This is a genomic window from Bacillus sp. FJAT-22090 (assembly GCF_001278755.1).
Lineage (GTDB): Bacteria > Bacillota > Bacilli > Bacillales_A > Planococcaceae > Psychrobacillus.
Map to the genome: position 1 here is coordinate 2,290,932 of NZ_CP012601.1, position 26,998 is coordinate 2,317,929.

At 36.0% G+C, this 26,998-nt stretch carries 24 protein-coding genes; 5 read left to right on the plus strand and 19 right to left on the minus strand.

The features are described 5' to 3' along the window. Window positions 1-19 precede the first annotated feature (19 nt). Entirely contained in the window at window positions 20-1,096 is a 1,077-nt protein-coding gene (locus tag AM499_RS11620; RefSeq protein WP_053590370.1) for a branched-chain amino acid aminotransferase, read from the minus strand. Between the two features lie 265 nt (window positions 1,097-1,361). Here AM499_RS11620 and AM499_RS11625 point away from each other — a divergent pair, with 265 nt between their 5' ends. Then, the gene (locus AM499_RS11625) at window positions 1,362-2,999 is read left to right on the plus strand and encodes a hypothetical protein (protein ID WP_053590371.1); all 1,638 of its coding nucleotides are present in this window, start codon (window positions 1,362-1,364) and stop codon (window positions 2,997-2,999) included. Between the two features lie 81 nt (window positions 3,000-3,080). Then, window positions 3,081-4,529: an S-layer homology domain-containing protein gene (locus tag AM499_RS11630; RefSeq protein ID WP_053590372.1), complete on the plus strand. Its 1,449-nt coding sequence runs from the start codon at window positions 3,081-3,083 to the stop codon at window positions 4,527-4,529. A 99-nt stretch (window positions 4,530-4,628) separates the two neighbouring features. Here AM499_RS11630 and AM499_RS11635 read toward each other — a convergent pair whose 3' ends face one another. Further along, window positions 4,629-5,972 (minus strand): GntP family permease, encoded by a 1,344-nt coding sequence (locus AM499_RS11635; protein ID WP_053590373.1) that lies wholly within the window; start codon window positions 5,970-5,972, stop codon window positions 4,629-4,631. Window positions 5,973-5,987: 15 nt separating this feature from the next. Further along, window positions 5,988-7,118: a glycerate kinase gene (locus tag AM499_RS11640; RefSeq protein WP_053590374.1), complete on the minus strand. Its 1,131-nt coding sequence runs from the start codon at window positions 7,116-7,118 to the stop codon at window positions 5,988-5,990. A 127-nt stretch (window positions 7,119-7,245) separates the two neighbouring features. Between AM499_RS11640 and AM499_RS11645 the strand changes: the two genes are divergently transcribed. Beyond that, entirely contained in the window at window positions 7,246-8,337 is a 1,092-nt protein-coding gene (locus tag AM499_RS11645) for a CdaR family transcriptional regulator (RefSeq protein ID WP_053590375.1), read from the plus strand. A 49-nt stretch (window positions 8,338-8,386) separates the two neighbouring features. On the opposite strand, the gene AM499_RS11650 is transcribed toward AM499_RS11645, so the two are convergent. After that, window positions 8,387-8,872: a C40 family peptidase gene (locus tag AM499_RS11650; RefSeq protein ID WP_053590376.1), complete on the minus strand. Its 486-nt coding sequence runs from the start codon at window positions 8,870-8,872 to the stop codon at window positions 8,387-8,389. Window positions 8,873-9,365: 493 nt separating this feature from the next. On the opposite strand from AM499_RS11650, the gene AM499_RS11655 reads away from it, so the two are divergent. After that, on the plus strand, window positions 9,366-11,072 hold the full coding sequence (locus AM499_RS11655; RefSeq protein ID WP_053590377.1) for a methyl-accepting chemotaxis protein: 1,707 nt from the start codon (window positions 9,366-9,368) through the stop codon (window positions 11,070-11,072). A 216-nt stretch (window positions 11,073-11,288) separates the two neighbouring features. Here the strand turns inward: AM499_RS11655 and gdhA are convergent, their stop codons facing one another. The 5 genes from gdhA to AM499_RS11680 form a co-directional block, all read right to left on the minus strand. Beyond that, window positions 11,289-12,671, minus strand: coding sequence for an NADP-specific glutamate dehydrogenase (gdhA, locus tag AM499_RS11660; RefSeq protein ID WP_053590378.1), 1,383 nt, complete (start codon window positions 12,669-12,671; stop codon window positions 11,289-11,291). A gap of 304 nt (window positions 12,672-12,975) precedes the next feature. Further along, entirely contained in the window at window positions 12,976-14,574 is a 1,599-nt protein-coding gene (locus AM499_RS11665) for a M20/M25/M40 family metallo-hydrolase (protein ID WP_053590379.1), read from the minus strand. 70 nt (window positions 14,575-14,644) lie between these two features. Further along, complete coding sequence (locus AM499_RS11670) at window positions 14,645-16,045, minus strand: amino acid permease (RefSeq protein ID WP_053590380.1); 1,401 nt, start codon at window positions 16,043-16,045, stop codon at window positions 14,645-14,647. 26 nt (window positions 16,046-16,071) lie between these two features. Then, window positions 16,072-16,839 (minus strand): dimethylarginine dimethylaminohydrolase family protein, encoded by a 768-nt coding sequence (locus AM499_RS11675; RefSeq protein ID WP_053590381.1) that lies wholly within the window; start codon window positions 16,837-16,839, stop codon window positions 16,072-16,074. Window positions 16,840-16,855: 16 nt separating this feature from the next. After that, window positions 16,856-17,728 carry a dimethylarginine dimethylaminohydrolase family protein gene (locus tag AM499_RS11680; protein ID WP_442853770.1) on the minus strand — a complete coding sequence of 291 codons (873 nt, stop codon included), beginning with the start codon at window positions 17,726-17,728 and terminating at the stop codon, window positions 16,856-16,858. A 137-nt stretch (window positions 17,729-17,865) separates the two neighbouring features. Between AM499_RS11680 and AM499_RS11685 the strand changes: the two genes are divergently transcribed. Beyond that, a complete protein-coding gene (locus tag AM499_RS11685) occupies window positions 17,866-18,603 on the plus strand; it encodes an IclR family transcriptional regulator (RefSeq protein WP_053590382.1) in 738 nt (245 codons plus the stop codon). Window positions 18,604-18,736: 133 nt separating this feature from the next. Here the strand turns inward: AM499_RS11685 and AM499_RS11690 are convergent, their stop codons facing one another. The 10 genes from AM499_RS11690 to AM499_RS11735 form a co-directional block, all read right to left on the minus strand. Next, window positions 18,737-19,183, minus strand: a complete 447-nt coding sequence (locus AM499_RS11690; RefSeq protein WP_053590383.1) for a HEAT repeat domain-containing protein — start codon at window positions 19,181-19,183, stop codon at window positions 18,737-18,739. Window positions 19,184-19,324: 141 nt separating this feature from the next. Then, a complete protein-coding gene (locus AM499_RS11695; protein ID WP_053590384.1) occupies window positions 19,325-20,131 on the minus strand; it encodes a hypothetical protein in 807 nt (268 codons plus the stop codon). Between the two features lie 198 nt (window positions 20,132-20,329). Then, window positions 20,330-21,019, minus strand: a complete 690-nt coding sequence (locus AM499_RS11700) for a hypothetical protein (RefSeq protein ID WP_053590385.1) — start codon at window positions 21,017-21,019, stop codon at window positions 20,330-20,332. A 45-nt stretch (window positions 21,020-21,064) separates the two neighbouring features. Further along, window positions 21,065-22,516 carry a ribonuclease YeeF family protein gene (locus AM499_RS11705; protein ID WP_053590386.1) on the minus strand — a complete coding sequence of 484 codons (1,452 nt, stop codon included), beginning with the start codon at window positions 22,514-22,516 and terminating at the stop codon, window positions 21,065-21,067. A gap of 114 nt (window positions 22,517-22,630) precedes the next feature. Beyond that, window positions 22,631-23,077 (minus strand): DUF5085 family protein, encoded by a 447-nt coding sequence (locus AM499_RS11710; RefSeq protein WP_053590387.1) that lies wholly within the window; start codon window positions 23,075-23,077, stop codon window positions 22,631-22,633. Continuing rightward, window positions 23,074-23,532, minus strand: a complete 459-nt coding sequence (locus AM499_RS11715) for a DUF5085 family protein (RefSeq protein ID WP_197275549.1) — start codon at window positions 23,530-23,532, stop codon at window positions 23,074-23,076. The genes AM499_RS11710 and AM499_RS11715 overlap by 4 nt, the downstream gene beginning before the upstream one ends. 17 nt (window positions 23,533-23,549) lie before the next feature. Continuing rightward, window positions 23,550-24,341 (minus strand): hypothetical protein, encoded by a 792-nt coding sequence (locus tag AM499_RS11720; protein WP_231687446.1) that lies wholly within the window; start codon window positions 24,339-24,341, stop codon window positions 23,550-23,552. After that, entirely contained in the window at window positions 24,338-25,102 is a 765-nt protein-coding gene (locus tag AM499_RS11725) for a hypothetical protein (protein WP_231687447.1), read from the minus strand. The genes AM499_RS11720 and AM499_RS11725 overlap by 4 nt, the downstream gene beginning before the upstream one ends. A 20-nt stretch (window positions 25,103-25,122) precedes the next feature. After that, the gene (locus tag AM499_RS11730; protein ID WP_053590389.1) at window positions 25,123-26,694 is read right to left on the minus strand and encodes a ribonuclease YeeF family protein; all 1,572 of its coding nucleotides are present in this window, start codon (window positions 26,692-26,694) and stop codon (window positions 25,123-25,125) included. Then, window positions 26,691-26,993, minus strand: coding sequence for a YwqI/YxiC family protein (locus AM499_RS11735; RefSeq protein ID WP_053590390.1), 303 nt, complete (start codon window positions 26,991-26,993; stop codon window positions 26,691-26,693). The genes AM499_RS11730 and AM499_RS11735 overlap by 4 nt, the downstream gene beginning before the upstream one ends. Window positions 26,994-26,998 lie beyond the last annotated feature (5 nt).

Below are 26,998 nucleotides of genomic sequence, written 5' to 3' on the forward strand. Positions count from 1 at the left end.
TACAAAAAGCTTGTTTATTTTATGCGTTTAATTCTACTACCCAACCAAATGGATCTTCCATACTTCCTTTTTGAATAGCAGTTAATGAATCATAAAGTTTTTTAGATAGTTCCCCAGTTTCGCCGTTATTTACATAAAACAGCTCGCCTTTCCAACGAAGTTCACCAATTGGAGAAATTACCGCCGCAGTTCCTGTTCCAAACGCTTCATCTAATTTACCATTAAGGTATGCTTCTCGAATTTCTTCCATTGAAACTCGACGTTCAGTTACTGGAACACCCCAATGTTTTAACAACTGGATAATCGATTTTCGCGTGATTCCATCTAAAATACTACCGTTTAAAGCAGGTGTTACGACTTCTCCATTAATTTTGAAGAACACATTCATGCTTCCTACTTCTTCTATATATTTTCGTTCAATTCCATCTAACCAAAGAACTTGAGAATATCCCTCGCGATCTGCGACTTCTTGTGCTTTTAAACTAGATGCATAGTTTCCTGCAGTTTTCGCAGTTCCAGTTCCTCCTGCAACAGCTCGAACATATTCACTTTCTACTAAAATCTTAACAGGGTGAATCCCCTCTTTATAATAAGAACCTACAGGTGACATGATAATGATGAAGCTATATGTTAGTGCAGCTGATACACCTAAATGAGGCTCTGTTGCAATCATAAAAGGTCGAATGTATAAGGAAGTCCCTGGCTCATTTGGAATCCATTCTTTATCTATCTCAATTAATTGCTTTAACGCTTCAATTGCATCTTCTTCATTAATTTTAGGCATGCTTAGTCTTTCACATGAGTGATTCATTCGTTTCATATTCTCTTCCGGACGGAATAAACGAATAATACCATCTTTTGATAAATAAGCTTTCATGCCTTCAAAAACAGTTTGACCATAATGCAAAATAGTTGCAGATGGATCTAAAGTTAATGGCTGATAAGGGATAATTCGATGATCATGCCAGCCTACTCCTTCCGTATAATCTGCGATAAACATATGATCAGTAAAGGTTCTACCGAAAAGAAGCTGATCCGCTGGCAACTTTTCTTTCGTGTTCTCATTTAGTGTAATTTGAATTTTTAGATTACTCATGACGTACTTTTCCCCTATCAATTATAAAATTAGTAAATTGCAACTTCTTTCGGTGTGCAATATATTATATGCAATTATACTACTTTTACGAAAATTAGAAATACCTTTTCTTCATTATTTTCAAAAAAATCTTTTAATCTATTGACTATTTGTATCCCTAGTCTTTTGATACTGATAGAAATCTCATATATTTGTAACAATTTCCTAGATATTGCCGATATATTTGGTATGTATACTTACTACCAAATAGATAGGAGGCATCATTTTGCATAAGTTTTTACCATACATATTAACTATTTTTATTTTATTACTTACATGCATGTCATTACCTTCTTTAGCAAATGCATCTACCCTCGTGGATGGACATTTTGTCGATGCGACTTATGAAGAGGTTGTTTTAGAGGATAAAACAATCGAAAAGAAGTTAACGAAAGTTACTTTAATCAACGACACAGGTAAAACGATTACCTTAAATATCGATAAGTATACACCTCTATTTATCAATTCTACTTCTACAACAATGGACGCTTTTAAAGAAGGTATGTGGGTCCAAGCGACTGTTGAATTACGAAAAGTGAAAGAACTCAGAGGCTTTGCTGATATTCCTCAAGGTGAATCTAATGCGATAGGTGAGTTTCTGACAGGTACCGTTAATGAAATTGATAGAAACGGAAAATTTATTGCGATTAATTTAAAGAACAAGCAAACGAAGCGATTTTATTTGGACCAACACACACAAGTATTTAAAGACACGAAACTTGTTGATTTGAGCGTTCTCTTTGAAGGAGATCGTGTAAAATTAAACCTCTCTGATTATGATGCAGATACACTTTCATCAATCGAAGTAATAGTGGAAGGCATTCAAGTAGAGAATCTTTATAAAGGAACAATTCAACAAATTGATGCGAATCAGAAAAAACTAGTTGTGAAAGAGGAAAAGGTATTTAAAAACTGGAACTGGCAATCTTCAAATATCGCTAATCCTAAAGCAATCTCATCTCGATCTTTTACTGCAAAAACTCCTATATTTGTTGGTAATAAAAAAATAGATCCTTCTCAACTTCGTTACTATGTAAACAATGAAGTTTATTATGTAACAATTAGCCAATTCGGCAAAGAAGTAGTCCAAAAAATAATTATTAAACAATCGAATGAGCGTACAATTCATGAAAACTTATATTCTGTTGATACCGCTTCACAAAAAATTAGACTATCCAGTACTGGAAACATTCCATACCACAACGGGACAATTATCATTCGCAATGGACGTTTAGTGGACGCAAGTGCATTGACCCAAAGCGGTAATGCATATGTAATAACAAACGGTGTTACGTCTCATCAATATGCAAATATTATTCATATGACAAATGATGGCTTCCAAAGCCCTAGCTTGTCCAATCATGAAATTTACTTCGGACAAATTAATAATGTTGGATTAAATAAGTTACTTCTAACTAATGTAAACAAGTTGTCTAATAATTATTGGTACTCAACTTCTTTAACTAATCTGAATTTCAGTACTGATACGATAGTCGTGGAAGACTATAATAGTGCAACGAAAGATTTTACAAATAGCACAAGTAAGTATGCTTATTTCTATGTAAAAGATAATCATGTAATCGCAGCTCATATAATAGGAAGTGGAAGTCCGGCATCATTTGTTTCTGTTGGGCGTTACGAGGTAAATTACTACTCTTATTACAACTATATCGACTTGATTGACGTAAGCCAATGGAACAATGGAAACTGGACAAATGTGAATCCACTTTATAATTTAGACATTAGCCAAACTACCTTCATTAAAGAAGGAAAAGTTATCTCAGCTAGCGATATAAAAGTAAACAATAGATTATATATTCTTCACGACTCATACTTGAAAGCTCGAATAATTTTAGTCGATTAAGGGATGATAGGACATGTTTTAGAATTTTAAATCATGTCCTTCGTTTCATAAACTACTCGAAAAGAGGTAAGGAATTAAACAATGAAAAAATTTACTTTCAATCTACTAGCCTTATTGTTATTACTAACTATGTTAACCCCTTCTGCAAGCGCAAAAGCACCTGACTTTAACGGTGGCGTGCTTGATGAATATGAATATGAAGAGGTATTTTTCTTAGGAAATTCTCCTGTTACTTTTTCCGGAAAAGCGACAGTTACCGAAAAAGAAAATAAAAACCAATTAACTTCTACATATAAATTTACATTATCAAATATTTATGGAGACAAATTAACACGTAGCGTTGTATATGTTTCCGATTTAAAAAGCTATGAAACAAAAGGGCAAACTACTTCGAATACGAAAGTAAAAAGTTATTCAGAAAAAGTTACGATGAACGATTCGAACAAAACAACATTTACCTTGGATGATTATCAATTTTCCCAAGGGTCTGTCATTGATAATCGACCAGCAACAGATTATTATTCAGGAAATGTAATTGCTCGTAAGATTTATATAAGAACTGCTAAAGTCGGTAAAATAACGGAGAAAAAAGAAGTAACTGTATATATGAGCGGTCGTGATGTTGGGTATAAAAATTTCTGGGGGTCTACTGATACTCAATTTATTGACTATGAAATCGTTACTCCTGAGGGAACCTCATTTGTTACTAGCAAAGTTTCTGATAGTAAATCAAGAGTACTAGAGTACGAACCACATACCCCTTCTCTTTCAAGCTTTGTGGGTGGACATTCCGTAATTAGCTCTTCTAATATGGTCTCAGAATACACGTTTAATATGCCTTATCGCTATTCTGGTCCAACTACAGGGACAATCTATTTAAATAAAGAAAAAACACCAAAAGTAGAGCGTTTAATTGTTCCGAAATTTCGCGACATCGCAAAACATTGGTCAAAACCAAACATTGAAAAACTTTATTCATTGGGTATCTTCGACGAATCAAGTAACTTCTTTTCTCCAGATGCAGCAATGAAAAAAGACCAATTTACAGTGAGCGTTGCAAAAGCTGTAGATTTGCGTGTATTAGAAGAAAAGCCAACAAAGAAAAACACAGTTAAAAAAGCTTTATTTGAAGACCTTGACCCAAAAGATCCTAACTATGTATATATCGAAAGCGCATTAAACAATGGAATTGTAAGCACTGTAAACGCTAAGAAATTCGGTGCGAAGAACTCCATCACTCGAGCTGAAGCCGTTACTATCATAGTTCGCTCACTTGGCCTAGAGGGTCGTGCACCTAGCCCAGGATATAAAACAAACTTTATCGATGATCATAAGATACCGAAAGAAGCAAAAGACAGCATCTATGTAGCAAGTGAATTAGGTCTAATCGACCCTGATAGAAAAAATCGCATTAACGCAAATGAAGTATTAACTAGAGGTAAAGCATCCCAACTTTTAGTACGTTATTTAAACTTCTTAGAATCTGACTTAAAACAAAATTATCGCGATGACATGCTATATTTCGACTAAAAAACAAAAAAATCCTCTCCAAAACCTTAATAGGTTGGAGGGGATTTTTGTTTCAGAATTGTTACTGGTGCCAGGCACTCGTAACAATTTTGTCATTCTTCAGACAAATATTAACCAAAGAATCATAGTTACTATTATTGTAGTGATTCCTTGCAGTAAGGTAGCCATTGTTTGTGCTTTGTATGCATCCGTTACTTTCATTCCACTAAATTGTGTTACTACCCAGAAGTAACTGTCGTTTACATGGCTTACCGTCATTGCACCAGCTCCAATGGCCATTACTACTAGGGCTAGTGGAAGAGCTCCTTCAATTCCTAATGTAGGAAGCATTGGCGCTATTAAGGATGATGTTATAACAAGCGCAGCGGTGGATGAGCCTTGAGCTGTTTTTAGTGCTGCTGCAATAAAGAATGGAACTAATAAGAATAATGCACCATTTGCCAGAGCCCCTAAATCCATTTGTTGTAATTGATCAGCAACACCAGAATTTTTAATTACTGTTCCGAACGATCCACCTGCACCAGTGATTAATAAAATAGGTGCCGCTTCTTTTAGACTCTCGCCAATCCATCCAGATAAAGTTGTTTCACTGATTTCAGGAAGTAATAAAAATGCCGCCAACACTCCGAATAATAATGCAACTGTTGGAGCTCCTAAAAACTGAAGAAAATGTGTGAATCCTGAGTCACTGCCGGTTAGTGCAGCTACTGAACCGATCCCTATTAATATAATTGGTAACACGATAGGTAGAAACGATTTAAATGTAGAAGGCATCTTGCCAAAGGATTTAATTACCTCTTCATAATCCAGTGCTTCTTCATGATCCGCTTCTACTTCAATTTTAGATCCTACTCTTATTGCCCAAAAATAACCTACAATTACTGCTGGTATAGCTACTAATAAACCAACTAAAATGATAGTTCCTAAATAATCAGAAGCTCCAATGTTTCCTGCAGCTGCTATCGGTCCAGGAGTTGGTGGAACCAGTGTATGAGTCGCAAATAAACCTGTTGAAAGTGCGATCGCCATCGATGCAACCTTTACTTTTGCACGTTTTGCCAAAGACTTTTTTAAGCTAGAGAGAATAATAAAACCAGAATCACAAAATACCGGAATAGAAACGATATAACCGATAATTGACATTGCTAGCTGTGGACGCTTCTCTCCTAAAATACGAAGCACCACTTCTGCCATACGATAAGCTGCACCTGACTTCTCTAAAATAACCCCTATGATTGTCCCTGCAACAATTACAATACCAATGCTCGTCATCAATCCGCCGAATCCGGTATTTACATTTTCGACTACAGTCAGTAGCGGCATTCCAGAAGCGATTCCTACGAAAAACGCACTCATCAATAAAGCTAAAAATGGATGAAGCTTGAAAACCGCAGTTGCTACTACAACCAATACAACACCAAGTAAAATCACTAAAAATAACATTCTTACACCCCTTTTTTATTTTTCTAAAATGGATTGCATCATTTCTTTTGTTCTCAATCGTAAATAGTGAGCAGCATTACAAATGGATTCTTCTTGTGAAATAGTGCCATCTGCTACACTTGAGAGTTTATAAAAATAAGAACTTAATGCTGAAACGCTTGCTTGTTCAATAAAACCGGAAAGCAAGATTACTGGAATACCCTTTGTCTTAGCGGCATTCGCGATTCCAATTGGTGCCTTGCCTGAAAGCGTTTGAAGATCAGATTTCCCCTCCCCAGTAATGATAAAATCTGCTCCATCAATTTGTTGATAAAAATCTATTGCTTCCATGACTACTTCAATACCTGGTTTTAATTCAACTGGGAAAAATGCTATAAAAGCACCTCCCAATCCTCCAGCTGCACCAGCTCCCTGCTGCTTATGTAGAGAAATTCCCGTTAAATCTTCAATTCTATTTGCTAGATTTAATAAATTCTCATCAAGCTTTTCCACTAAATTAGGTGTAACACCTTTTTGAGGACCGAAAATAGCAGTCGCTCCATTAGGACCAACTAGCGGATTATCCACGTCGCAAGCAAGTATAAAATGCGAATTCTGAATACGCTTATCAAAATTAGTAGCATCTATTTCAACTAAATCTCTTAGTCCGTCAGCTCCTGGCTTGATTTCTGATCCATCTTTATTCAGAAATCTCATTCCTAGCGCTTGAAGCATGCCAGTTCCACCGTCGTTTGTTGCACTTCCACCTAGACCAACAACAAATTTTCGAAATCCATTATCTAGTGCATGTAATATTAATTCACCAGTGCCGAATGTGGAAGCAATGAGAGGATTTTTTTCATGTTCCTTTAAAAGCGTTAAGCCGGAAGCTCTAGCCATTTCAATCACACAAGTTTCTCCATCTCCCAGAACACCGTATTCTACTTGAACAAGACGACCTATTGGATCGTGTACTTCCACATGAACGGTTTTTCCATTTGTTGCGATAATTAGCGGCTCTAATGTGCCTTCTCCACCGTCTGCAACAGGTAGTAATACAGTTTCAATAGTTGAATCAATTTCTTTTATTCCTTCCGCTATTTCAAAAGCAGCCTGCGTTGCTGTTAAGGAACCTTTGAAAGAATCAGGACTCACAATTACTTTCACGTAAACACCTCCTTTAATTTAAGCGCTTACATAAAATTATAGTGTTCAATTTCAAGTTTTACATTATACTTAAAGTATAAATTTACTGTACTATAACAATTAAAAATTTATACATCTCGGAGGTTCTATGATTACTAAACAGCTTGCAAATCAAATAGTTGAGCAAACGATGCTTCGACTACATAGAAATATTAATGTCATGCAAACAAATGGAATCATCCTTGCTTCAGGGGATGAATTACGTGTAGATAGTATTCATGAGGGAGCTGTAATAGTTGCTGAAACGAAGAAGGTACTGTGGATAACGGAAGAGAACAAACACTTATTTCCAAAAACAAAGCCAGGAATTAATTTGCCTATATTTTTTCAGAATGAACTAGTTGGGGTTATAGGGATTACTGGAGATCCAAGTGAAATCGAAGAGATTGCAACCCTCGTCCAGCTTACGACGGAAATGATGGTCCATCAAGCACTTATCGTTTCCGAAAGAGAATATAAGCGAAAAATGCAAGAAATGGTATTTGAAGAGCTGATGAGTGGTCAGCCTCTTCAAAAAGTAATTTATGAAAGAATTAACAAAATAGGATTTGTTAATAGTGCCCCTTTTTATGCAATGATGTTAGAAATTAATCCCGAGTCTAAATCCTATCAATCGATCCTCCAAGGAATTGAGTACTACTTTCAAAACGACTCAATCCTTGTAGGCCATTATCAATTAAATGAACATTTTATTCTTATATCTGGTCTTGAAGAAAATTTATTTAAAAAGAAAATATCCGCACTTTCCTCTAAGCTGAAAAAGTATGATGTATTACCAATTGGAGTAGGACAAGTTGCACGCTCTATAGAAGAAGTTCATATTGCATATCAAACAGCAAAAACTGCTCTAAAGCACGGACTTCCGGATAAAAACATCGTCTATTTTGAGGATGTTGAATTATTTTCCTTACTAAAAAAACATGATAGCCGTGAAGCAAAGCAATTTACAAGTCGTATATTAAGTGGTTTAAATGAAAAGTTACTCCTAACATTGCAAGAATACTTTAATTGCAACCAACAGCTCGCTGTTTGCGCGGATACTTTGGTCATTCATCGTCATACTTTGGCATATCGACTCAAAAAAATTGGCGAACTAACTGGTTACAATCCAACCGTTTTTCAAGACGCCATCATCCTACAAATTGCTTTGTGGTGTCTTGATCCAAATAGAAAAAGATAAACAAAAAACCGTTTCAGCATAATTCGCCGAAACGGTACTATTTATATGATTATTTTTTCGCTACTGAAACGTTTGCAACTTTTTTAGCGCCAACGTATTTTTTACCCCAATAATATGGATCATTAATTTTGTCAATTCTAACACCTTTAGAAGAAGAAGCGTGAATAAATTTTCCACTACCTATGTATATCCCTGCATGAGAGACACCTTTTCCAGTTGTGTTAAAGAAAACTAAATCTCCTACTGCTAAATTGGCTTTTTTCACTGCTTTACCTGTACTATACATACCAGCTGCTGTTCTAGGTAACTTAACACCTTGTTGTTTGTACACATAACCAATGAAACCAGAGCAATCAAATCCTGCCTTCGTTGTTCCACCATAACGATATTTAATTCCTATTAGACTTTTCGCACTTGATACGATTTGTGTCGATGCTACAGAGCTTGCTGCTTCTGTATTTCCTGCAAATGTTCCCGCGGCTAAAACTACAGTTAAACTAAAAATAGTGATGATTTTTTTAAACAAAGAAGTCAAAATTTATGTTCCTCCAAAAGATGTGTATTCGAAAAAAATTCTAACTAAAACTTTCTGAAAATTTCTCTATACCCATATTATCACGAACTAAACATTTGTGAGTTTACAGTTGTGTAACAAATCTATTACATAGATTTGTATGAGATTCCTAAACTATATTACTTCTATATTAATTACCATTGTATATAAAGTTTTACGATAAGCTAATTTATTTCACAATTCGTCGAAATATCCCAACTAAACAATGCAAAAAATTCGCTTTTCTCGACAATCGCCCTATTAATACTGTCCCCTAACTTAATTCGAGTTTTATTTCAGGTGCCAGGCACAAGTAATAATTTTGTAACAATTCATTTATTAGTTTATTTAATAGAATAGTCACATAATCGTTTGAAATCGGTTGAATGACATGTATCTTTTATACCTGTTTATATGGTATAAATAGTTTACATAGGTTGATAGGAATTACCTAGGAACAGGGGAGAATTTAATATTGAAATCGAAGAATACTTTAACAGTACAATTGGGCTCGATTATTGTCGGCATAATTATTGCCGTACTAATAATTACGTCTATCGCTACTTATATTACCGCATACGATAAGTTATATGAAGCTGCTGGTGTTGAGGCTTATGGTTGTGCCAATATTACAACAGGTTTAATTGATAGCAATAATGTTGCACTAATGCTAAATGGTGATACTTCAACAATGGATGCTGTCGGGAAACAGTTAAACTGGACTACCGCACACAAAGATATATTCGAATCACAATATATTATTGATTTAGAAGGTAATCTATTAGCTCTCGATGATAACTTAAAAGAAGATGGATTTAAAGTTGGGGATAAGTTTTATATAGACCAAGAGGCAGTAAATAATCTGCTTGAAATGGGTCATCCAACATATTCTGAAATCTATGACTTCGGAGGGATGAAACGTCTATCCGGGTATGCTCCGATTTATGAAAACCATGATCCGTCTGGCAAGATTGTAGCAATCAGTGTCATTGATTTTGATGGTTCTATTGTAGGTGAGCGCACATGGGATGTTGTGAGCAAAGGAATCTTAATTAGTTTGATCCCAATGATCTTAGCTTCATTATTTACTTTATTTTTGATTAGAAGGAAAACAAAACCACTATCTGCATTAATCGTGCATGCTGGGGAAATTGCAAAAGGAAACCTTTCTGTGAAAGATACAAGCTTTCATAGTAAAGACGAAGTTGGTTATTTAAGTCATACGCTCAATACACTTGCTGGAAATCTTCGGAATATGTTAGGAACAATTCAAGCGACTTCTCTAAACTTAACTAAAAATGCCGAAGACACATCTGCTTCTCTAAATGAAATGAAGGATGCTGCACACCAAATAACTATCAATATGAGCGAAACAGCAGCTTCTGTATCAGATGGAACGATTACGGCAGAGCAATCTTCAAGTATCTTGCAAAAATTAGCGGAAGGATTACAAGATTCTAAAGAAAATGCCGATGCAAGCGTAATGAATTCAAAAACAACGATGAATACTGCCAAAGAAGGCTTAACTCGTGCAAGTGAAATCAGTTATGACATGGATAAAATCAAAACTGCTTCAATTGAAACTGGTGAAACCATTCAACGTTTAAATGAAGCAACAACAAGAATACAACAAATTACCGGTTCTATCGCAGCTATTGCAGCCCAAACAAATTTACTTGCCCTTAATGCTTCAATTGAAGCTGCTCGAGCTGGTGAACAAGGTAAAGGATTTGCAGTAGTTGCAGAGGAAGTTCGAAAACTAGCAGAACAATCGAATGAAGAAGTTAATCAAGTTGAAAAAATTGTAAAAGATATTACAGAAAGTATTCAACAAGTAGTTGCTTCTACGGAAGAAAGCACGAGATTGATTGAAACTGGATCTAATACAGTTAAAGAAACTTCCCAATCATTAAGTGATATTTCGTCAGCAGTCGCTAAAACAGTTGATGAAATTTCCATGATATCTACAATGACAACAAACGAGGCAGAAAACTCTAAACGTGTTGTCGAATTGATTAATCAATTAACCGAGTCTATTCGAGAAATAGAAGAGGTTACTACATCGATTTCTGCTGCAACAGAGCAAACTTCCGCATCTATTGATGAAGTTGCAAACCGATCCATGGAGACAAGCCATATGGCACAGGAGCTCCAAAAAATAGTCGGTCAGTTTAAATTATAAGCAAATTTGGAAGCCGTTCTCTTAACCAGAGCGGCTTCTTTTTTTATATTACAGGAGGTGTTACTGGTGCCAGGCACCGAAACAATCATGAATAACATGAATGTTTAAACATTCACGATTGTTCGAACAATGAAGTAAATTTCAATTTAATATAGAGTTTCGGTACCTAGAAAATAAAAACCGCTCCAGGTCTATTACCTGGAACGGTACAATTAATTAGTGTACACCATGCGCTACCATAGCATCTGCTACTTTCAAGAATCCTGCAATATTGGCTCCAACAACTAGGTTACCGGGATAGCCAAAATCGTTAGCAGCATTATGACAGCTTTCGTAAATATTTCTCATTACCACTTTTAACTTTTCATCGACTTCTTCAACTGTCCAAGACAATCGCATGCTATTTTGGGACATTTCCATTGCAGAAACCGCCACACCACCAGCATTTGCTGCTTTTGCCGGTCCAAATAAAACACCTTTTGCCAGAAATGCTAGAACTGCTCCTTCTGTACAAGGCATATTCGCACCTTCTCCAACAGCAATTACGCCATTTCCGATAAGAATGTCAGCGTCTTTTTCTTCCATTTCATTTTGTGTGGCACAAGGCAATGCAATATCACAAGGAACTTTCCAAATTTCAGTACAACCTTCAACATAAGTTGCTTTCTTATGAAATTTTATATATTCTTGAATTCTTTTATTATCAAATTCTTTTAACTGCTTTACTGTTTCAACATCAATGCCGTTCGGATCATAGATATAACCATTGGAATCACTACATGCTAATACTTTCGAACCGAGCTCAATTGCTTTTTCCATTGCATATGTAGCAACGTTACCAGAACCCGAAACGATGACGGTCTTCCCATTAAAACTATCGCCTTTTTCTTTCAACATTTCTTCTACAAAATAAACGCAGCCGTATCCTGTTGCCTCTTTTCTACCTAGACTACCACCTTGATTGGGATCTTTGCCAGTGAAAACTCCAGCCTCGTAACCGCCTTTTAACCGATTATATTGACCGAACATATAGCCAATTTCTCTTTTTCCAACACCGATATCCCCTGCTGGAACATCCATATCAGCCCCAATATATTTACTTAACTCTGTTATAAAGCTTTGAGTAAACCGCATAATCTCACGGTTGGATTTTCCCTTTGGATCAAAGTCGGAACCACCTTTACCTCCACCAATCGGTTGACCAGTCAATGCATTTTTAAATGTCTGCTCAAAAGCAAGAAACTTCATGATGCTACTATTAACAGTCGGGTGAAAACGAATCCCACCTTTATATGGCCCAAGACTATTGTTAAACTGGACACGAAAACCTCTGTTAACTTGAACCTTTCCCGTATCATCTTCCCAGGCAACACGGAAAGAAATAACTCTGTCTGGCTCTGTTATACGTTCTAAAATACCATTATTTATAAACTCAGGGTGCTTTGAAAATACTGGACGAAGAGAATCAAAAATTTCTCTTGTTGCCTGTAAGAATTCTTTTTCACCTGGGTTACGTTTCTTTACTAACTCGTATACTTCATGCACATAATCATTTGATTTACTTTTTAATTCATCCCTTACCTCTCTTACAATTTCCATCACTCATCTTCTCCTATCATCCATTAGCATATGCTTATTATCTCGAAAGCTCATAATATATTCAATATAATTATAAACAAATTCACATAAATATGCATTCTCTTTGCCTCTCCTATCACTAGTATATTCACATTTTTAGTCTCCGATTTGTTACAAAAGTGTTACTGGTGCCAGGCACCAGTAACACCTCCTTAACATCCCAACTTCCAACTCCCAACTCCCAAGTCTCGATCTCCGCATATTATCCACGACATTTATAACAAAAAAAATGACTCCATTTTAGAAAAAAGGAGTCATTTCAATATTAGTATAGACTTTTAATAAGTGTTTCTAACATAACAGGCATTTCGACGAATGCGCTATCTACGTGTAGACGCTCTGTCTTTTGATGTGCATCTTTCCCAAAAGGTCCTAAATTTAAAACAGGTCCATTTAGCTTAGCCATGTCTTCGAATGGGATGCTGTACGTGTCACCCCAAACAGGTGTATTACTTTCAAAGGCAGTCCATCCATTTCCATCATCTTCATAATTCACATAGCTTAAATCACAAATACCATTGAAATAGTGAATTTGTTCAATTTTATTGTTAAATGATAGTGCCGAGTTTTTCATTAGCTCTACTGCATCTTTTACTAACTGATTGTTAGATGTATTGACTGCTGGATAGTATGGCGGTGTGAATAGGATAACCGTTGCAGGAGCAAGCTCTTGACATTGGATCATCAGGTTGTCGACGATACGTAGTGATTTTTCACGATCGTCCCACTCCTCATGCTGAAGTGCATCCTCTTTTAAACGATTTACTTCTTCTGCACCTAGTTTTTTATTTGCATACGTAAGAAGTTCTTCATAGCGAAGTACCTTTGCTTTCCCTACTCCACTTACTTGTTCACGTTCACAAATTACCTTATAGTCTGTGTTCAATGCGTCCATTGCTTCATTTGCCACTTGTTCGAATAAATCCATGACTTCTGAAGCAGTACGCTTTAACAAAAACACATTATACAATGCTACTGCACGATAAGGCGTTTGAGTCGAATAAGACAGTTTTAAATCTTTTTGTTGCAATGAAACAGGAAGAGGTGTACTTTCTCCAAGATCCGTCTCACGGAACAAAGAATTATACTCCATACGCTGCGTCAAATACGAAGCGATGTAGTTTGCTGTCATTCCTTTCATCGGCTCCCCAACATGCGTCTCTTTTCCGTAAAATAAAGCAGCAGGCATTATTTTTCCAATTGTTCCAGAGTAAATATATTCCTCAATATCAGTTGGCTTTTGAGAAAAACATGGCTCACTATTTAGAAATAGTTTATAAGACAAATCAAATTCTTCTCGTATTGCCACTAATTGTGGAACTACTGCTCGCATTCCTGTAGAGTTTACTTCCTCATCCGGAACCGTAGTTAAAACAAGATTAATTGGCCATTGTTCCACACTTGCTTTTTCAATAAGCTGCATATGAAGAGCTAATCCCATTTTCATATCCATCGTGCCTCGACCAAACAAATACTTACCTGTTTCCAAATCGAACCGAGCAGATTCTGGTAAATCAGTTGGATTTTCCATTAGCTTTTTCGTCAATTCCTCTGGAAAATATGCAAGCGGTTCTAAAGCTCCGTACTCTTCCGTTTGAACCGTGTCGAAGTGACTAATAAGTACTACTGTCTCCGTCGCCTCAGGGTGTTTATATAAAGCAGTAACAGCAAATCTCCCTAAACCAGAGTCGTGCAACTGTAGGTGACTCGGACGCTCTTTAAAATAATCTAATTCTCTCAACTTATCTATCACTTTCGGAGCAAACTTTGTTTCACCTTCCGTCAGCGTTATACTATCCCAGCTTACGAGTTCACATAACAAAGCTCGTAGTGTTTCTGGTGTTTGCCACAATAATTGGTTCATTTCAAATTTCTCCCCCACAAAGTTCTTATGCAAGACACTGATTTATTTACAATATAATGTCATTTTCTTCTTATGCTGACTTTTTATCCTTCTTTTCTAGTCTCAATTTATAGAATACCATACAAGCTATATAGAAGCCTACACCATAATAAAGTCCTACTCGTTGTGTTGGATCAAATGCCAAAAACGCGAGAATCATTAAACAAAATGCAATACAGAATATCGGGACAAAAGGATAGAAAGGTACTTTAAAACTCAAGTTCTCTAAAACTCCACCATCTCTCAAATATTTATGTCGGAACATCAATTGAGAAGTTGCAATTCCCATCCAAGAAATAGTAACAGATATCCCTGCTATAGACATTAATAGTACAAACACTGTATCCGCTTCCATAACACTTGTTAATAATGATAATAACGAGAACAATATCGTGAATAAAAGTGCATTAAATGGCACTTTACGTTTTGATAGACGTCCAAATATTTTAGGGGCCATACCTTCATTTGCCATTGACCATAACAGACGTGTAGAAGCATATAAACAAGAATTTCCTACTGATAGAATCGCAGTTAAAATAACAAAGTTCATTATGTCACCTGCAAATGGAATACCAGCTAAATTCATTAAAGTTACAAATGGACTTTCAAGTAGCCCTAACTCTGATGCCGGGAAAATAGCAGACAATACGATAATAGAAGCTATATAAAACACGACAATACGGATAAGGATTGTTCGAATTGCCTTAGGAATATTTTTTTCCGGGTTTTCTGTTTCCCCGGCAGCAATCCCAACCAACTCAGATCCTTGGTAAGAAAATATTACGTTCATCATCGTTACAAAAACGATTGCAATTCCTGCTGGGAACAATCCTGAAGGTGCTAAATTTGTAAACATTGGTGTGGCTCTATCTTCAAGTGGAATTATTCCAAAAATTGCGCCCAACCCAATGATGATAAACAAAATCACTGCAACTACTTTAATACCAGCAAACCAAAACTCTGCTTCAGCAAACGCTTTTGTTGTTAAGGCATTTAGTGCAAATAATATTACCACAAAAATTGCACACCAGATCCATACTGGAACATCAGGGAACCAGTGTTTCATGAGAATCCCTGCTGCGGTAAACTCTACTCCCGCCGTTGCTGCGGACCCTACAAAGTACATCCATCCAAGGGAAAAACCCGCAGAAGGACTAATAAAACGAGTTGCATAGGTTTGGAAAGAACCTGTTACCGGCATATAAACTGCAAGTTCACCTAAACAAGTCATTACCATATACAATATTAAACCACCAAATAAGTAACCAACAATGGCTCCCCCAGGACCTGCTTGATTAATCGTATAACCTGCATTTAAAAATAGACCAGTTCCAATTACTCCACCAAGAGAAAGCATAAACAAATGGCGACTCTTCATAGAACGGTTTAATTGATTATGTTGTGATGGATCTCCAATATTTGACACAGTCATTTCCCCACTTCCCCTTATTTATCTATTTAAAATCTTAAAGATAAACAACTAAGTCCACCATCTTGCTTACGAACCTCGGACATATCTAATTCAATTGTTTCAAAACCTGCTTCATTAATTTGACGTTTTGTCTCTTCATATCCCTCTGGAATAATGACATAATCATTTACACGAATACAGTTTGCAGAGTATTCATCTTCTGAGCTAATAACTATCTTTTCATATGAATCAAACGCAGGATGGTCTACAAATTCTCCTGCAACAACCATTTTGTTATTTCCTAAGTAAGCAATCCCTGTTTTCAAGTGGAAGAATTTTTTAAGAGGTATAATTGTTGCTTCAAAACCCTCTCCTTCAAGAATCTCTTTTAATTGTCGAGCCCCTTCTTCATTTGTACGTTCGGAGATTCCGATAAAGAAGCTATTATCTGCTTGAAGAATATCCCCACCATCAAGCGTTCCTGGTGCTTTGATATAATAAAACTTCTCATAAAAATCTTTTAAAACGCTTTCAATTTCAACAATCTCTCCATTTCGAGATTCTGCACCAGGATTTGTAATAACAGCAAAGTTAGATGTAAGTACTGCTGCATCTTCTACGAAAGTAGAATCAGGAAATTCTTCACTCGGTGAAAGAAGTGTTACTTCCACTCCGCACTTTTTCAACGTTTCTACATAAGCCTCGTGTTGTACTAGTAATTTATCGTAATCTGGTGTTCCTAAATCTGATGTAGTTAATCCCCCTACATAGCTCTTTCCAGGTGTTTTTGCAATTACATTTTTAAAAATACTCATTTTTAATTTCCTCCTTTTAATTTCTGATAACAGGACTAGTTAGACATGTTGGACCACCAGTTCCTAAAACACTAATTTCTTGTCCTTTGTATTCATATACAGTCGCGCCAGCATCTAATAGCTGTTTCTTTGTTGACTGATTACCTTCCACAAGGACACACACGCGAGGTGCAAGTGCTAATACGTTACAACCAAGATTGTCGTATTCCTCTTTTGGTACCTCAATTAATTGAATTCCTCGCTCGATCAATAATTGTCTGAAAAATACGGGCATTAGCGGCGAATATACAACTGCCAAGTCTTTATCGACCATGCTAATAAATGACATAAGATGCAAACACTCTTCAACCCCTAGATCGTGAGGAAGTTGTACTATGATAAACTCATCCACATATGGAGCCGTTATTTCTTTTAATTGGCGTATGGCTTCATCATTTGTACGATAGCCACGTCCAACTACTAGTGTTTTATCATCTAACCAAACGATGTCTCCACCATCACATACAGCTTCACCTGTTAACTCTCCAATAATAGGAATCTCTTTATCTGTCAGAAACTCTTTATAAACAGTAGCTTCTGGTTGTCTTAGTTTCTTTCCTGATTTCAATATAATAGCTCCAGCAGGTGTGAATTTTACTGGATCATGTGCATAAATAGAATCGAGACCGACTTTCTCAGATGCTGGTAGATAATCTATTTGCGCTACATGCTTTTCTAAAATTTCAATAAAACCTTTATACTCACGAACCGCTTCTTCAAAATCAGGTTGCTGTAAGTAATTGAAGACTTTCCATTGATTTGCCGAATGTTCTTGACTAATAAAAGCTTCGTTAGGATGTTTTACAATTACACGTTCTAATGATTTAAACATAGATGAATTATAATGCACTGCTTCTCCTCCTTTTCCGTTGAACGGAAAACTTTTCCGTATAACGGAAAGTTTTATATACCAAATATAATTGCTCTATGTTACAATGTCAATATATTTTGAAAACTAATATTTATATAAATTAGGCGGTGCTTTTTATGCAATCCATTATTCGAGCAATGACCGTAGCACAGGTTTTGGCAACTCATACAACAGAAAAAGGAATGTCAATCTCAGATCTTTCCAAAGAGTGTGAACTCCCTCTTAGTACGATGCACAGACTGCTACAAGCTATGATTAAACAAGGTTTGGTTGAACAGGACGCACAATCCAAAATGTATCGACTTGGGATTGTATGGTTAGAATACGGACTCAAAGTTTACGACTCTTTTGATTACGTAAGCAAAATTAGACCAGAAATAGAATGGTTGTCCAAAGAAGTAGAGGAAAGTGTCTACCTAAGCAAACCGCTCGGGACGGAAGCAATGATTGTAGAGAGAATCGATAGCGAAAACAATCCAATCCGTATTTATGATCAATTAGGATTACGCATACCAATGAACATCGGCGCTGCCAATAAAGCAATGCTAGCCGCTATGCCAGCAGCCCAAAAAGAAAACATACTGTCTCAGCTCCTACCAACTGACAAAATGAACGAAATGCTTATAACACTGGAGCAAATAAAAAAACAAGGCTATGCAACCAGCCACTCAGAAAGAACAGAAGGCACTTCCTCCATCGCCGTATCCATAAAAGACAGCTTCGGACAAGTCATTGGAGCCATTAGTATTGGAGTAGTCAGCTTCAACCTGACCGAAGAACGACTCGAACTTTTAATAAACAAAGCAATAGAAGCTGGAAAAAGAATCTCCCATCGACTAGTTTCTAGCCACTAAAAAAATCCCAAAAGTCATCTCATAGACTTTTGGGATTTTTTTGATTTTGCCGCTTAGAGTAAATAAAAAAAGTGTTACAAGTACGTTACTGGTGCCAGGCACCCGTAATATAGTTGTAACACTAGTTTTATAATTACTTGTTATTACTCTTTGTGTTAATGTTAGCCCATTCATTTTTCAGCCAGTCCAAACCTTTTTCGCCTTCGTAGGCGTCGTAAACGTCATTACGCATTCTTTTCAGTTTGTCTAGAAATTGTTCAAATGTATGGTCGGCAGGTAAACTTTTCTTCACACGTAGGAAAACTTTATTTGCACCTTTGATCACTTCGAATTTTTTTCGTTCTGGAACCTCAACGTCTTCACCAAACTCTAACAGAATACGGTAAGCCTCTTCTTGAACTTTATAAACGGGATCATTTGCTAATCTAGAGTTTAGTATATCAATAACCTGACTTGTGTTATATTTCCCTAATTCCTCTACAGCATCATAACGTGCTCTCCAGCTGGAAGTTCTATTTGCTGCTTTTTTAAGCTCCTCATAATTCTCAGGTAACTCATTTTTTATTATTTTTTTACTCAAATACTCCAAACTCCTTCTTTGAATCAGTAGAAATTAATTCTAACTTTCTTTCTTCATTATATACTACAGAAAGCATTTCTCCTATTATGTGAAGGAGTCATATCTTCTACTCAAACAAAAATCTATACAATAGGAAATACTTTATGAATTCTTCACAGGTTCCTTCTTCTCTTTTACTCTTCTCAGTACATTCAAAATGCCCGCGACTATTTCTATATTTGTACTTGGTTTTCCTTCGAGGAACTCCATTTCATTTTTACGAATCATGTTGAAAGTCCAATTTTGATTAGGTGAAGTTAGTACATGTAATCCCTCAATAGACCAATTATTGTTTTCTCGATAAAAAATCATGAGCCGGTTGTTATGTAATCTATTTTGAAAAGATTGTTTTAAAATATTAACTAATGTTCCCGTATCCTGATTTTCATATAAGGAGACTAGTTTGTTCTCATTTATTATTTTTCCATTTTTCACCCATTCGCGATACTCTCTAGTAGGAATAAGGATTTTGTTGTTTGTTTTAGGTAGAATTTTGTTTCCTTCCACGCCCATCAGCATGCGAGGATAAATCACTTCATTCCAGGTAGAATCTGGAGTTCCATGCGTGTAAAGAGTATAAGCATTATCTTCATTTTTCGAACATTCGACTACATTTGTATTACCAAAATAAAATAAGCTCTTACTTTCAACATCTCTTAAAATCTCTACGACCATGTTTGTTCTAGACATAATCCAGAGAGCATTGCCAAACCCTTCTTCTAGCTTAACTTCTCCATCTACGAAATCTAAAAGTTTAAGCTTATGGAGCTTTTTATAAGTTCTTTCCCATTCCTTTTCAACTTCCTGTTTCGAAAGATATTGGAAAGGATCAGCAAAACCAATCAATGTTTTAGTATTCAATGTCTGCATCATCACGAAAATATCATTTACTGTAAACGTAGGAATCATCTACTCTTCCCCCTTTTCTTCCGTTTTTTTCTCTCAAAACTATTTCACTCTTCGGTAAACCAAGCTAAGGATAGCGAAGAATATAATGGATAGAATTAGTTACCCTAAAATATAACTTACGCCTTCGATAACCGACCAAGCAACAAGTATTGTAATCATACCTTACCGTCTTATTTCACTAAATAATAGCAATTTACATTATTTGTTTTTTCTTATCTTTTTCTTCTTCAAATATCGTTCATCCCTAGAACATCCAAATTGTGGATACACCTGTTTTACCAACTCCATATTTTTATCGATAAAATAATACCTATGAATATAGACAGAAAAATAAGCAGTTAAAATAGATAATAAAGAAATTAGCACTATTAACAGTGTATAGAATGCAGAATCAGTAAATATAAACGAGAGTATGAATTGACCTAAAATATACCCTAGTGCACCAATGAAGCCCCAAGCGACATTTATACTTCTTTTTTGTTGTAATTTGTGATACGTTCCCGAATAAAGTGCAATCAAGTTTAAAACGTTTACTCCTACTAACAAGGCAATAAATAAACATAAACTAATAATATAAGGAGTATTTCCTTCAACTCCAATATTAAGATATAACATTTTTACTATGAGTAAAAAATATACATACGTATTTACTAAACCATATACACCAAAAAATAAATAATAAGACTTTTCATACTTATATGGATTAATTAAATAGATAATAGCCCAAATTTGAATTATTGCAATTGGTACAATGGCTGCAATAAAAAAAGGAAGTGAAAAAGGTTCCGATATAATTGGTAACAACCCAATTAAATATAAAAATATGCTAAAAAACACGATAATATTTTTTTTATTCATTTCTGGTGTTTGAAATTTTAAATAAGACAATGTTACATCGTCAATTTTATTTTGTACTATTTTCTTCTCCCCCTATCATTTAAACCAAGAAGCAACTCCATCAATAATACCTTTCGTGCCTATTTTAATGGCGTCACCGATAGAATCAGATTTACCATCATTATTGACGTCCATAATTTTAATTTCACTCAAAACTGCAGTTACCATTGTACCTACAATAAGACCAGTCACTGCTCCTACTGCTACCCCAACTGGACCACCAGCAACTCCTGCCATTGCACCAATCTGAACACCTGCCCATGCGGAAGCCGCCATGGAAGCACCTGCAACAGCGACATCTCCTGTCACATTACCTGCAATTTCACTAGCTGATTCATTATTTTGAATTCCATGTACAATATCTCCGCCTGCCGTTGCAAATACAGTGATGTATCCGAGTTTATTTCCTGCAAAACGGAACGTTTCTCTAACATTGGTCATCGGATCCACTCGTCTTAAAATTTTCGTATAATTCGTTGCATTTGCTCCAGTGTATGTTTTCTTTTTTACACCTATCAGTTCTGGCCTTTCTACATGGATTACGAGTCTAGGCTTTCCTTGTTTTGTATATTTTGTTTCACTCCAGATTCCAAAACCTTTAGATGCCAATCGCAATTCTTTCGCTGCTTCGTAGCCAGCAGCAGTAAATCCACCCAAATTGGCAATAGCATTGATTGGCTTTTGCTCCCAATCATTAATATCCAAACCAACCGTTGTCATTATACCTTCCCAAAGGCTCTTTTCTGTATTACTAGGAGAGGATATTTCCACTTCATTTTCTTTTACTCGCGGGTCTTCAGCAAACAAATTTATTTGATGTTGAAGATAAAACTTCCCAATTGGAGTAGCATCCTGCACATAATTCCAATCTGAGCTCGGAAACTGAATATCTGTTAGGCCTTCTGACATTAAGTACTCAATATCCGTTAACCATAACTCCATATTCAAAATTGCAGCCTCAATTATAGCTAAAGCATTCGTTTGCGTACTATCGAACTCATTTAAATCGGTTACTGTATTATCCCTCTTTTTGCGAGCATTTGTTACGCCGTCCTGAACACCACTATCATCTAAATGTGGAAGAGCTACGATATCCGCTACTTGGTTCATAATGGCATTTGATTCCTCTGTCAAATTACTAGTGACTTGTGAAATCTCTGTGAGCCCTTCTTCCACTTCGCCTTCCAAAAAGCTCTCTCGAATAAATCCATTCGGATTAGATTCCAAAGCAGTAAGCGCATCACCCATTTGCTTAAGCTTATGATCAAACTCATCTTTAAACGTTAGAAAAAAATGTATAAAAGGTAAATGAGCATCATTATAAAATGAACGAATGGCATCACCACCTTGCCCCTTCAAGGAATCTTGAAGCGCAACAAGCCCATTAACCGCGGTTTGTATTGTTTGCATTTCCCCTTCTAAACGCGAGAGCATTTGTATATTTCTTTGTAACCCTTCATCAAACGGTCTGATATCCAATATTTTCATAGAATCACCATCCTACAATTTTAATATATAATCACTAGACAATATATTTCGTAAATGTTACAAGAATGTTACTGGTGCCTGGCACCAGTAACATTCTTGTAAACATCTCACACTTTATAGTACGCCTAAGCTCATTTCGGCGTATGTTCGATTGGAGTTTGTTTTTTTGAATTGAACGAATACGGGGGTTTTTTGGGTCATGTTGTGCTCATTCATATAATCGAAGAGCTCCCAATACTTCACTTGAGATTGTTCATCAAAGTCATTTATGATCCTCGTGCTTAATAGATTGTTGACGTAAAAATAGCTACGGAAATTTACTTCCTCTTCTTTTGGAATAGAAAATTGAGTTTCTGCAATTGGTAAAAATAATTCAGCAGTCATGACTTCAGCTGTTGGATCGCTAATAATTGTAAAAAATATTGGACCCGTTGGATGATAACCATGATCGGTTAAAATCGTATCAAAGTCTTTTAGCGCAATATCGATTTCTTCAGGTAAAAAGTTATAGAGTTTAGATGCGACATTTCGGTAAGCAATTTGATGGTTTTCAGCAATCATCCTTCATCACCCTGTCCTTTTATCGGTACATACAAATCAATAATATATTCACCGTAAACTTCTAGTAATACGCAATAATATGTATCTTCTACTTCTATTTGATTGGCTCGAGCATAAGATTTCACTTTTTCATAAGCTGCATAAAAATCTATTTCTTGATCTGCTTGACGTAGTAATAACGCTCTATCCAATACGAATGATTCTTGAAATTTAAAATCCGTTTCATCACTTAAAACTACCGGACTACTGATTGGCAAGTAGTATGTGAAGCGACCAAATTTTTCGTCTGTTCGATTTTGCTCAAATGAAAATAATACAGGGCCGTTTTTGTACACATCTTTATTAAGCATAAATTCCTCTATCTCATAAACGCCATTTTGCCAATCTTCTTTTTTCTGCTCCACCTCATATGTCAACACATTGTCAAACACTAATGAATACATTCCGATCCCCATCTTTTATCCATCCTTTCTTATAAAGATTCTCTATTATTTAAATAACCGCGCTCATTAAAATTAAAGCTTTTGAATCGATACTTACAATATAAAATGACAAGCTGTTCCGGAAGTATGAAAAGCATGATAAAAAATAATAGAATACCCATTACAATAGTAACGAATGCATTCAAATCATCTATCGCAGATTGCCTAGCAATATATTGAATAATAAAAACGATTCCCAGACCCGCCAAAATTGCAACAGGTAAATAAGAAGTTGTCTCAAATTTACTTCTCATCTTATCTTTTTTGGAACCTTTTCGGTAATGCCCTTTACGTAATAAAATATAAAACCGAATGCAAGTGGTAATAAAGACTAACAAACCAATTGCCAGTATGATAAATGTGATATCTAGAAGGGATTCTGAATTAGGCTTCTTTCCTTCCCCATACATTCCAATTAAAAATAATGCACTAATCAAAAACGAAAAAGAAAAAAGATTTTGAGAGACTAGTATAGAGAGCAAATATTGAATCTTACCACTTCTTTTGTAAACTGCCGGAATTGAATAGATAAGAGAAAGTACAATTATTGCTAAAGTAATCCAGAAATGTACCATAAGGATTTTATCTTTATATGGATAAAAGGTGTATTTACCTGCCATAAAATACTCTAAAGAAAAAAGTAATGCCTGTAAAAATGTTGCCAGAATTAGAGTGCCAGCCAAATTTCCAGGACTTTGTCTTCCAGATTCAAGAGGTCCTCTAAGTACTATAAAATCTGCTTCCTTTAGTTTCCCAAGCTTGGAAAGCACTCTCCATTTCAATTGAGTTGCTGCATCTTTATATAACTACGCTCATTAAAATTAAAGCTTTTAAATCGATGCTTACAATACCAAATAACGAGCTGCTCGGGAAGTATGAAAAGCATGACAAAAAATGTGAGAATACCACCCACAATAAGAATCATCATATTCAAATCATCGATGGCTGAATTTCGAGCAATGTATTGAATAATAAAAACAATACCAATACCTGCAATCGTCGCTGCTGGAATATAAGATGTAGTCTCAAATCGACCTCGTATTTCTCCCTTTTTGGAGCCTTTACGATAATGGCCTTTTTGCAAAAGAATATAAAAACGGATAAAGGTAGCTAAAAACACCAGTAATCCTATAAATAAAATAATAAATGTGAAATTAAGAAGTGAGTCTTTAGTAGCAATTAAACCTTCCCCTTCTTTTCCAATTAAAAATAACGACATTATTAGAAATGGAATAGAAGACATGTTTTGCGTAACGATGATCGATAGCAAATACTGCATTTTCTCACTTCGTTTATATACCGCAGGAATTGCATAAATCAAAGATAATCCTATTAATACAACCGTTATCCAAAAATGTACTGTAAGTATTTCATCTTTATACGGGTAAATAGTGGAATCAGCGGCCATAAAATATTCAAGGGCATATAGCAATGCTTGTAAAAATATACCGATAATTAGAACAAAAGCTAAATTTCCAGGACTTTGTCTACCGGATTCTATCGGACCTCTTAATACTTCAAAGTCTTCTTCTTTAAGTTTCACTCTAATCACTTCTTTCTTTATTAGTGGAACCATCCTTTTACATGATCCATTACTGATTTGTCTTCTTTACCAAATTTAGTATTTAATGCAACATTCGCAAGTATACCAAGTCCCACACCTACTGCCGTTCCTACACCTGGAATTGGGATGGCAACGGTGAAAGCTGCAGTAAATGCGGTTTGAACCGCTCCTCCAACCGCAACATCAATTGTTGTATCCAAAGCTGCACGAGCATGTGCTTCTCCACCATCTAATCCTGCATCTACTGCAGTTGAATAATTACTGTAATAACTTAATCCTGCTCCTATTGGACCAAGTGCTTTTCCTGCCCCTTTAAGTGGTCCACTTGATACCATTCCTTTGACATCGACAAGATCTGTAAAAGCTTTTCCAGTTCCTTTTAGTGTTGCAGCCCCAACGGTTTTAGCTTTTTGAACATTTGTTGCCTGGTCATTCCAATATGCAAGCGAAGGATGGTTTTTCAATGCCGCATCCCCAGTACCTGACCAACCACTTTGTCCAGGCTTCTTCGAACCATATTTAAGCGTAACTGTATTGTTTGCTGCAATTTCATAATGCTTTGGCGACCACTTTTTATTTCCTTTTGGAACATTACGCATTAATTCTTTAAATGCTTTAGAATCTAAATCTACTCCCAGATGTCTCATTGCTTTGCCTGTTGCATTGATTCTATATGAGTACGTGCCAGTTTTTGGATTAAATACTCTTGAGGTGCTCAATCCACCTTCTTTACCAGCTACATACATTCCAAATGCAGAGACACCACCTGTTATTGCAGTATTTGCTCTTTTGGCCATATCGACTGCAGTTTTCAACTCTTTCACTTGAGGATTTGCTGACGACACATTTCCTGGATCTTGTTCTTTCCCTTCTGCATCTACGTTGTCCGTGTCTCCTACTCGACTCTCAAGCTCAGTTTTTAATGGGTGACTTTGCGTATATTCTGCCCAACGATCGGCCGGGAAGTCAATATCCGTCAAGCCGTCGTTCATCATTCCTTCTAGATCAATTAACCATAGTTCCATCATGAGCAAATCAGCTTCTACCTGCGACAATGCATTTGTTTGAGTCGAATCAAATTCATTTAGATCAGTAACGGTATCATCTCGCTTCTTCCGAGCATTTTTTACGCCGTCTTGGACACCACTATCATTCAAATGTGGAAGAGCAACAATATCAGCTACCTGGTCCATGATGGCATTTGATTCATCTGTCAGATTACTAGTGACCTGAGAAATTTCAGTAAGTCCTTCTTCCACTTCACCTTCTAAAAAGCTTTGACGAATAAAACCGTTTTGATCTGGCTCTATAGCATCCAGTGCAGACTTCATCTGAGTAAGCGTACTATCAAAGTTAGATTTAAATGTAGTGAAAAACTGTAAGAAAGGGATATGGCAATCATTATAAAATGCTCTAATTGCATTCCCCCCTTCTCCCTTTAAAGAATTTTCTAATGCAACAAGACTTTCGATAGAGCTCTTAATAGACTTCATCTCCGTATCAAGTCTAGTGAGGAGTGTAATCTTTCGCTGTAAGCCTTCATGAAAGGGGTTAACGTCTAATACTTTCATTGCATCACCTGCTTTGGTCCATCAATTGTACATTGCATAGCCGTTGAGATGTTTTGATCGGTCTCATTCATAAATTCCACAGAACTGGTCGTCGTTTGAATATTGGTAGTTAAAATAGTTTGATATTTTGTCAATAGCTGTTCAAGTTTCGTTGAAAGCTCCGTTAATTTAGTAACAACATCTAGTGTATTACCGGTAATAGGTGGCTCTGCTGTGGGTACAAGCGAATCCTTTGCATTTGTCATTTCACTTAATTGAGCTTCCACTTCTGCATACACAATTTTCACTTCTGTTGACATAAAAA

Excerpts from the sequence above, each read along its gene's own strand:
- AM499_RS11620 (WP_053590370.1), bottom strand. The coding sequence starts at position 1,096 with ATGAGTAATCTAAAAATTCAAATTACACTAAATGAGAACACGAAAGAA.
- AM499_RS11630 (WP_053590372.1), top strand. The coding sequence starts at position 3,081 with ATGAAAAAATTTACTTTCAATCTACTAGCCTTATTGTTATTACTAACT.
- AM499_RS11635 (WP_053590373.1), bottom strand. The coding sequence starts at position 5,972 with ATGTTATTTTTAGTGATTTTACTTGGTGTTGTATTGGTTGTAGTAGCA.
- AM499_RS11645 (WP_053590375.1), top strand. The coding sequence starts at position 7,246 with ATGATTACTAAACAGCTTGCAAATCAAATAGTTGAGCAAACGATGCTT.
- gdhA (WP_053590378.1), bottom strand. The coding sequence starts at position 12,671 with ATGGAAATTGTAAGAGAGGTAAGGGATGAATTAAAAAGTAAATCAAAT.
- AM499_RS11665 (WP_053590379.1), bottom strand. The coding sequence starts at position 14,574 with ATGAACCAATTATTGTGGCAAACACCAGAAACACTACGAGCTTTGTTA.
- AM499_RS11670 (WP_053590380.1), bottom strand. The coding sequence starts at position 16,045 with ATGACTGTGTCAAATATTGGAGATCCATCACAACATAATCAATTAAAC.
- AM499_RS11675 (WP_053590381.1), bottom strand. The coding sequence starts at position 16,839 with ATGAGTATTTTTAAAAATGTAATTGCAAAAACACCTGGAAAGAGCTAT.
- AM499_RS11685 (WP_053590382.1), top strand. The coding sequence starts at position 17,866 with ATGCAATCCATTATTCGAGCAATGACCGTAGCACAGGTTTTGGCAACT.
- AM499_RS11695 (WP_053590384.1), bottom strand. The coding sequence starts at position 20,131 with ATGATTCCTACGTTTACAGTAAATGATATTTTCGTGATGATGCAGACA.
- AM499_RS11705 (WP_053590386.1), bottom strand. The coding sequence starts at position 22,516 with ATGAAAATATTGGATATCAGACCGTTTGATGAAGGGTTACAAAGAAAT.
- AM499_RS11710 (WP_053590387.1), bottom strand. The coding sequence starts at position 23,077 with ATGATTGCTGAAAACCATCAAATTGCTTACCGAAATGTCGCATCTAAA.
- AM499_RS11715 (WP_197275549.1), bottom strand. The coding sequence starts at position 23,532 with ATGGGGATCGGAATGTATTCATTAGTGTTTGACAATGTGTTGACATAT.
- AM499_RS11730 (WP_053590389.1), bottom strand. The coding sequence starts at position 26,694 with ATGAAAGTATTAGACGTTAACCCCTTTCATGAAGGCTTACAGCGAAAG.
- AM499_RS11735 (WP_053590390.1), bottom strand. The coding sequence starts at position 26,993 with ATGTCAACAGAAGTGAAAATTGTGTATGCAGAAGTGGAAGCTCAATTA.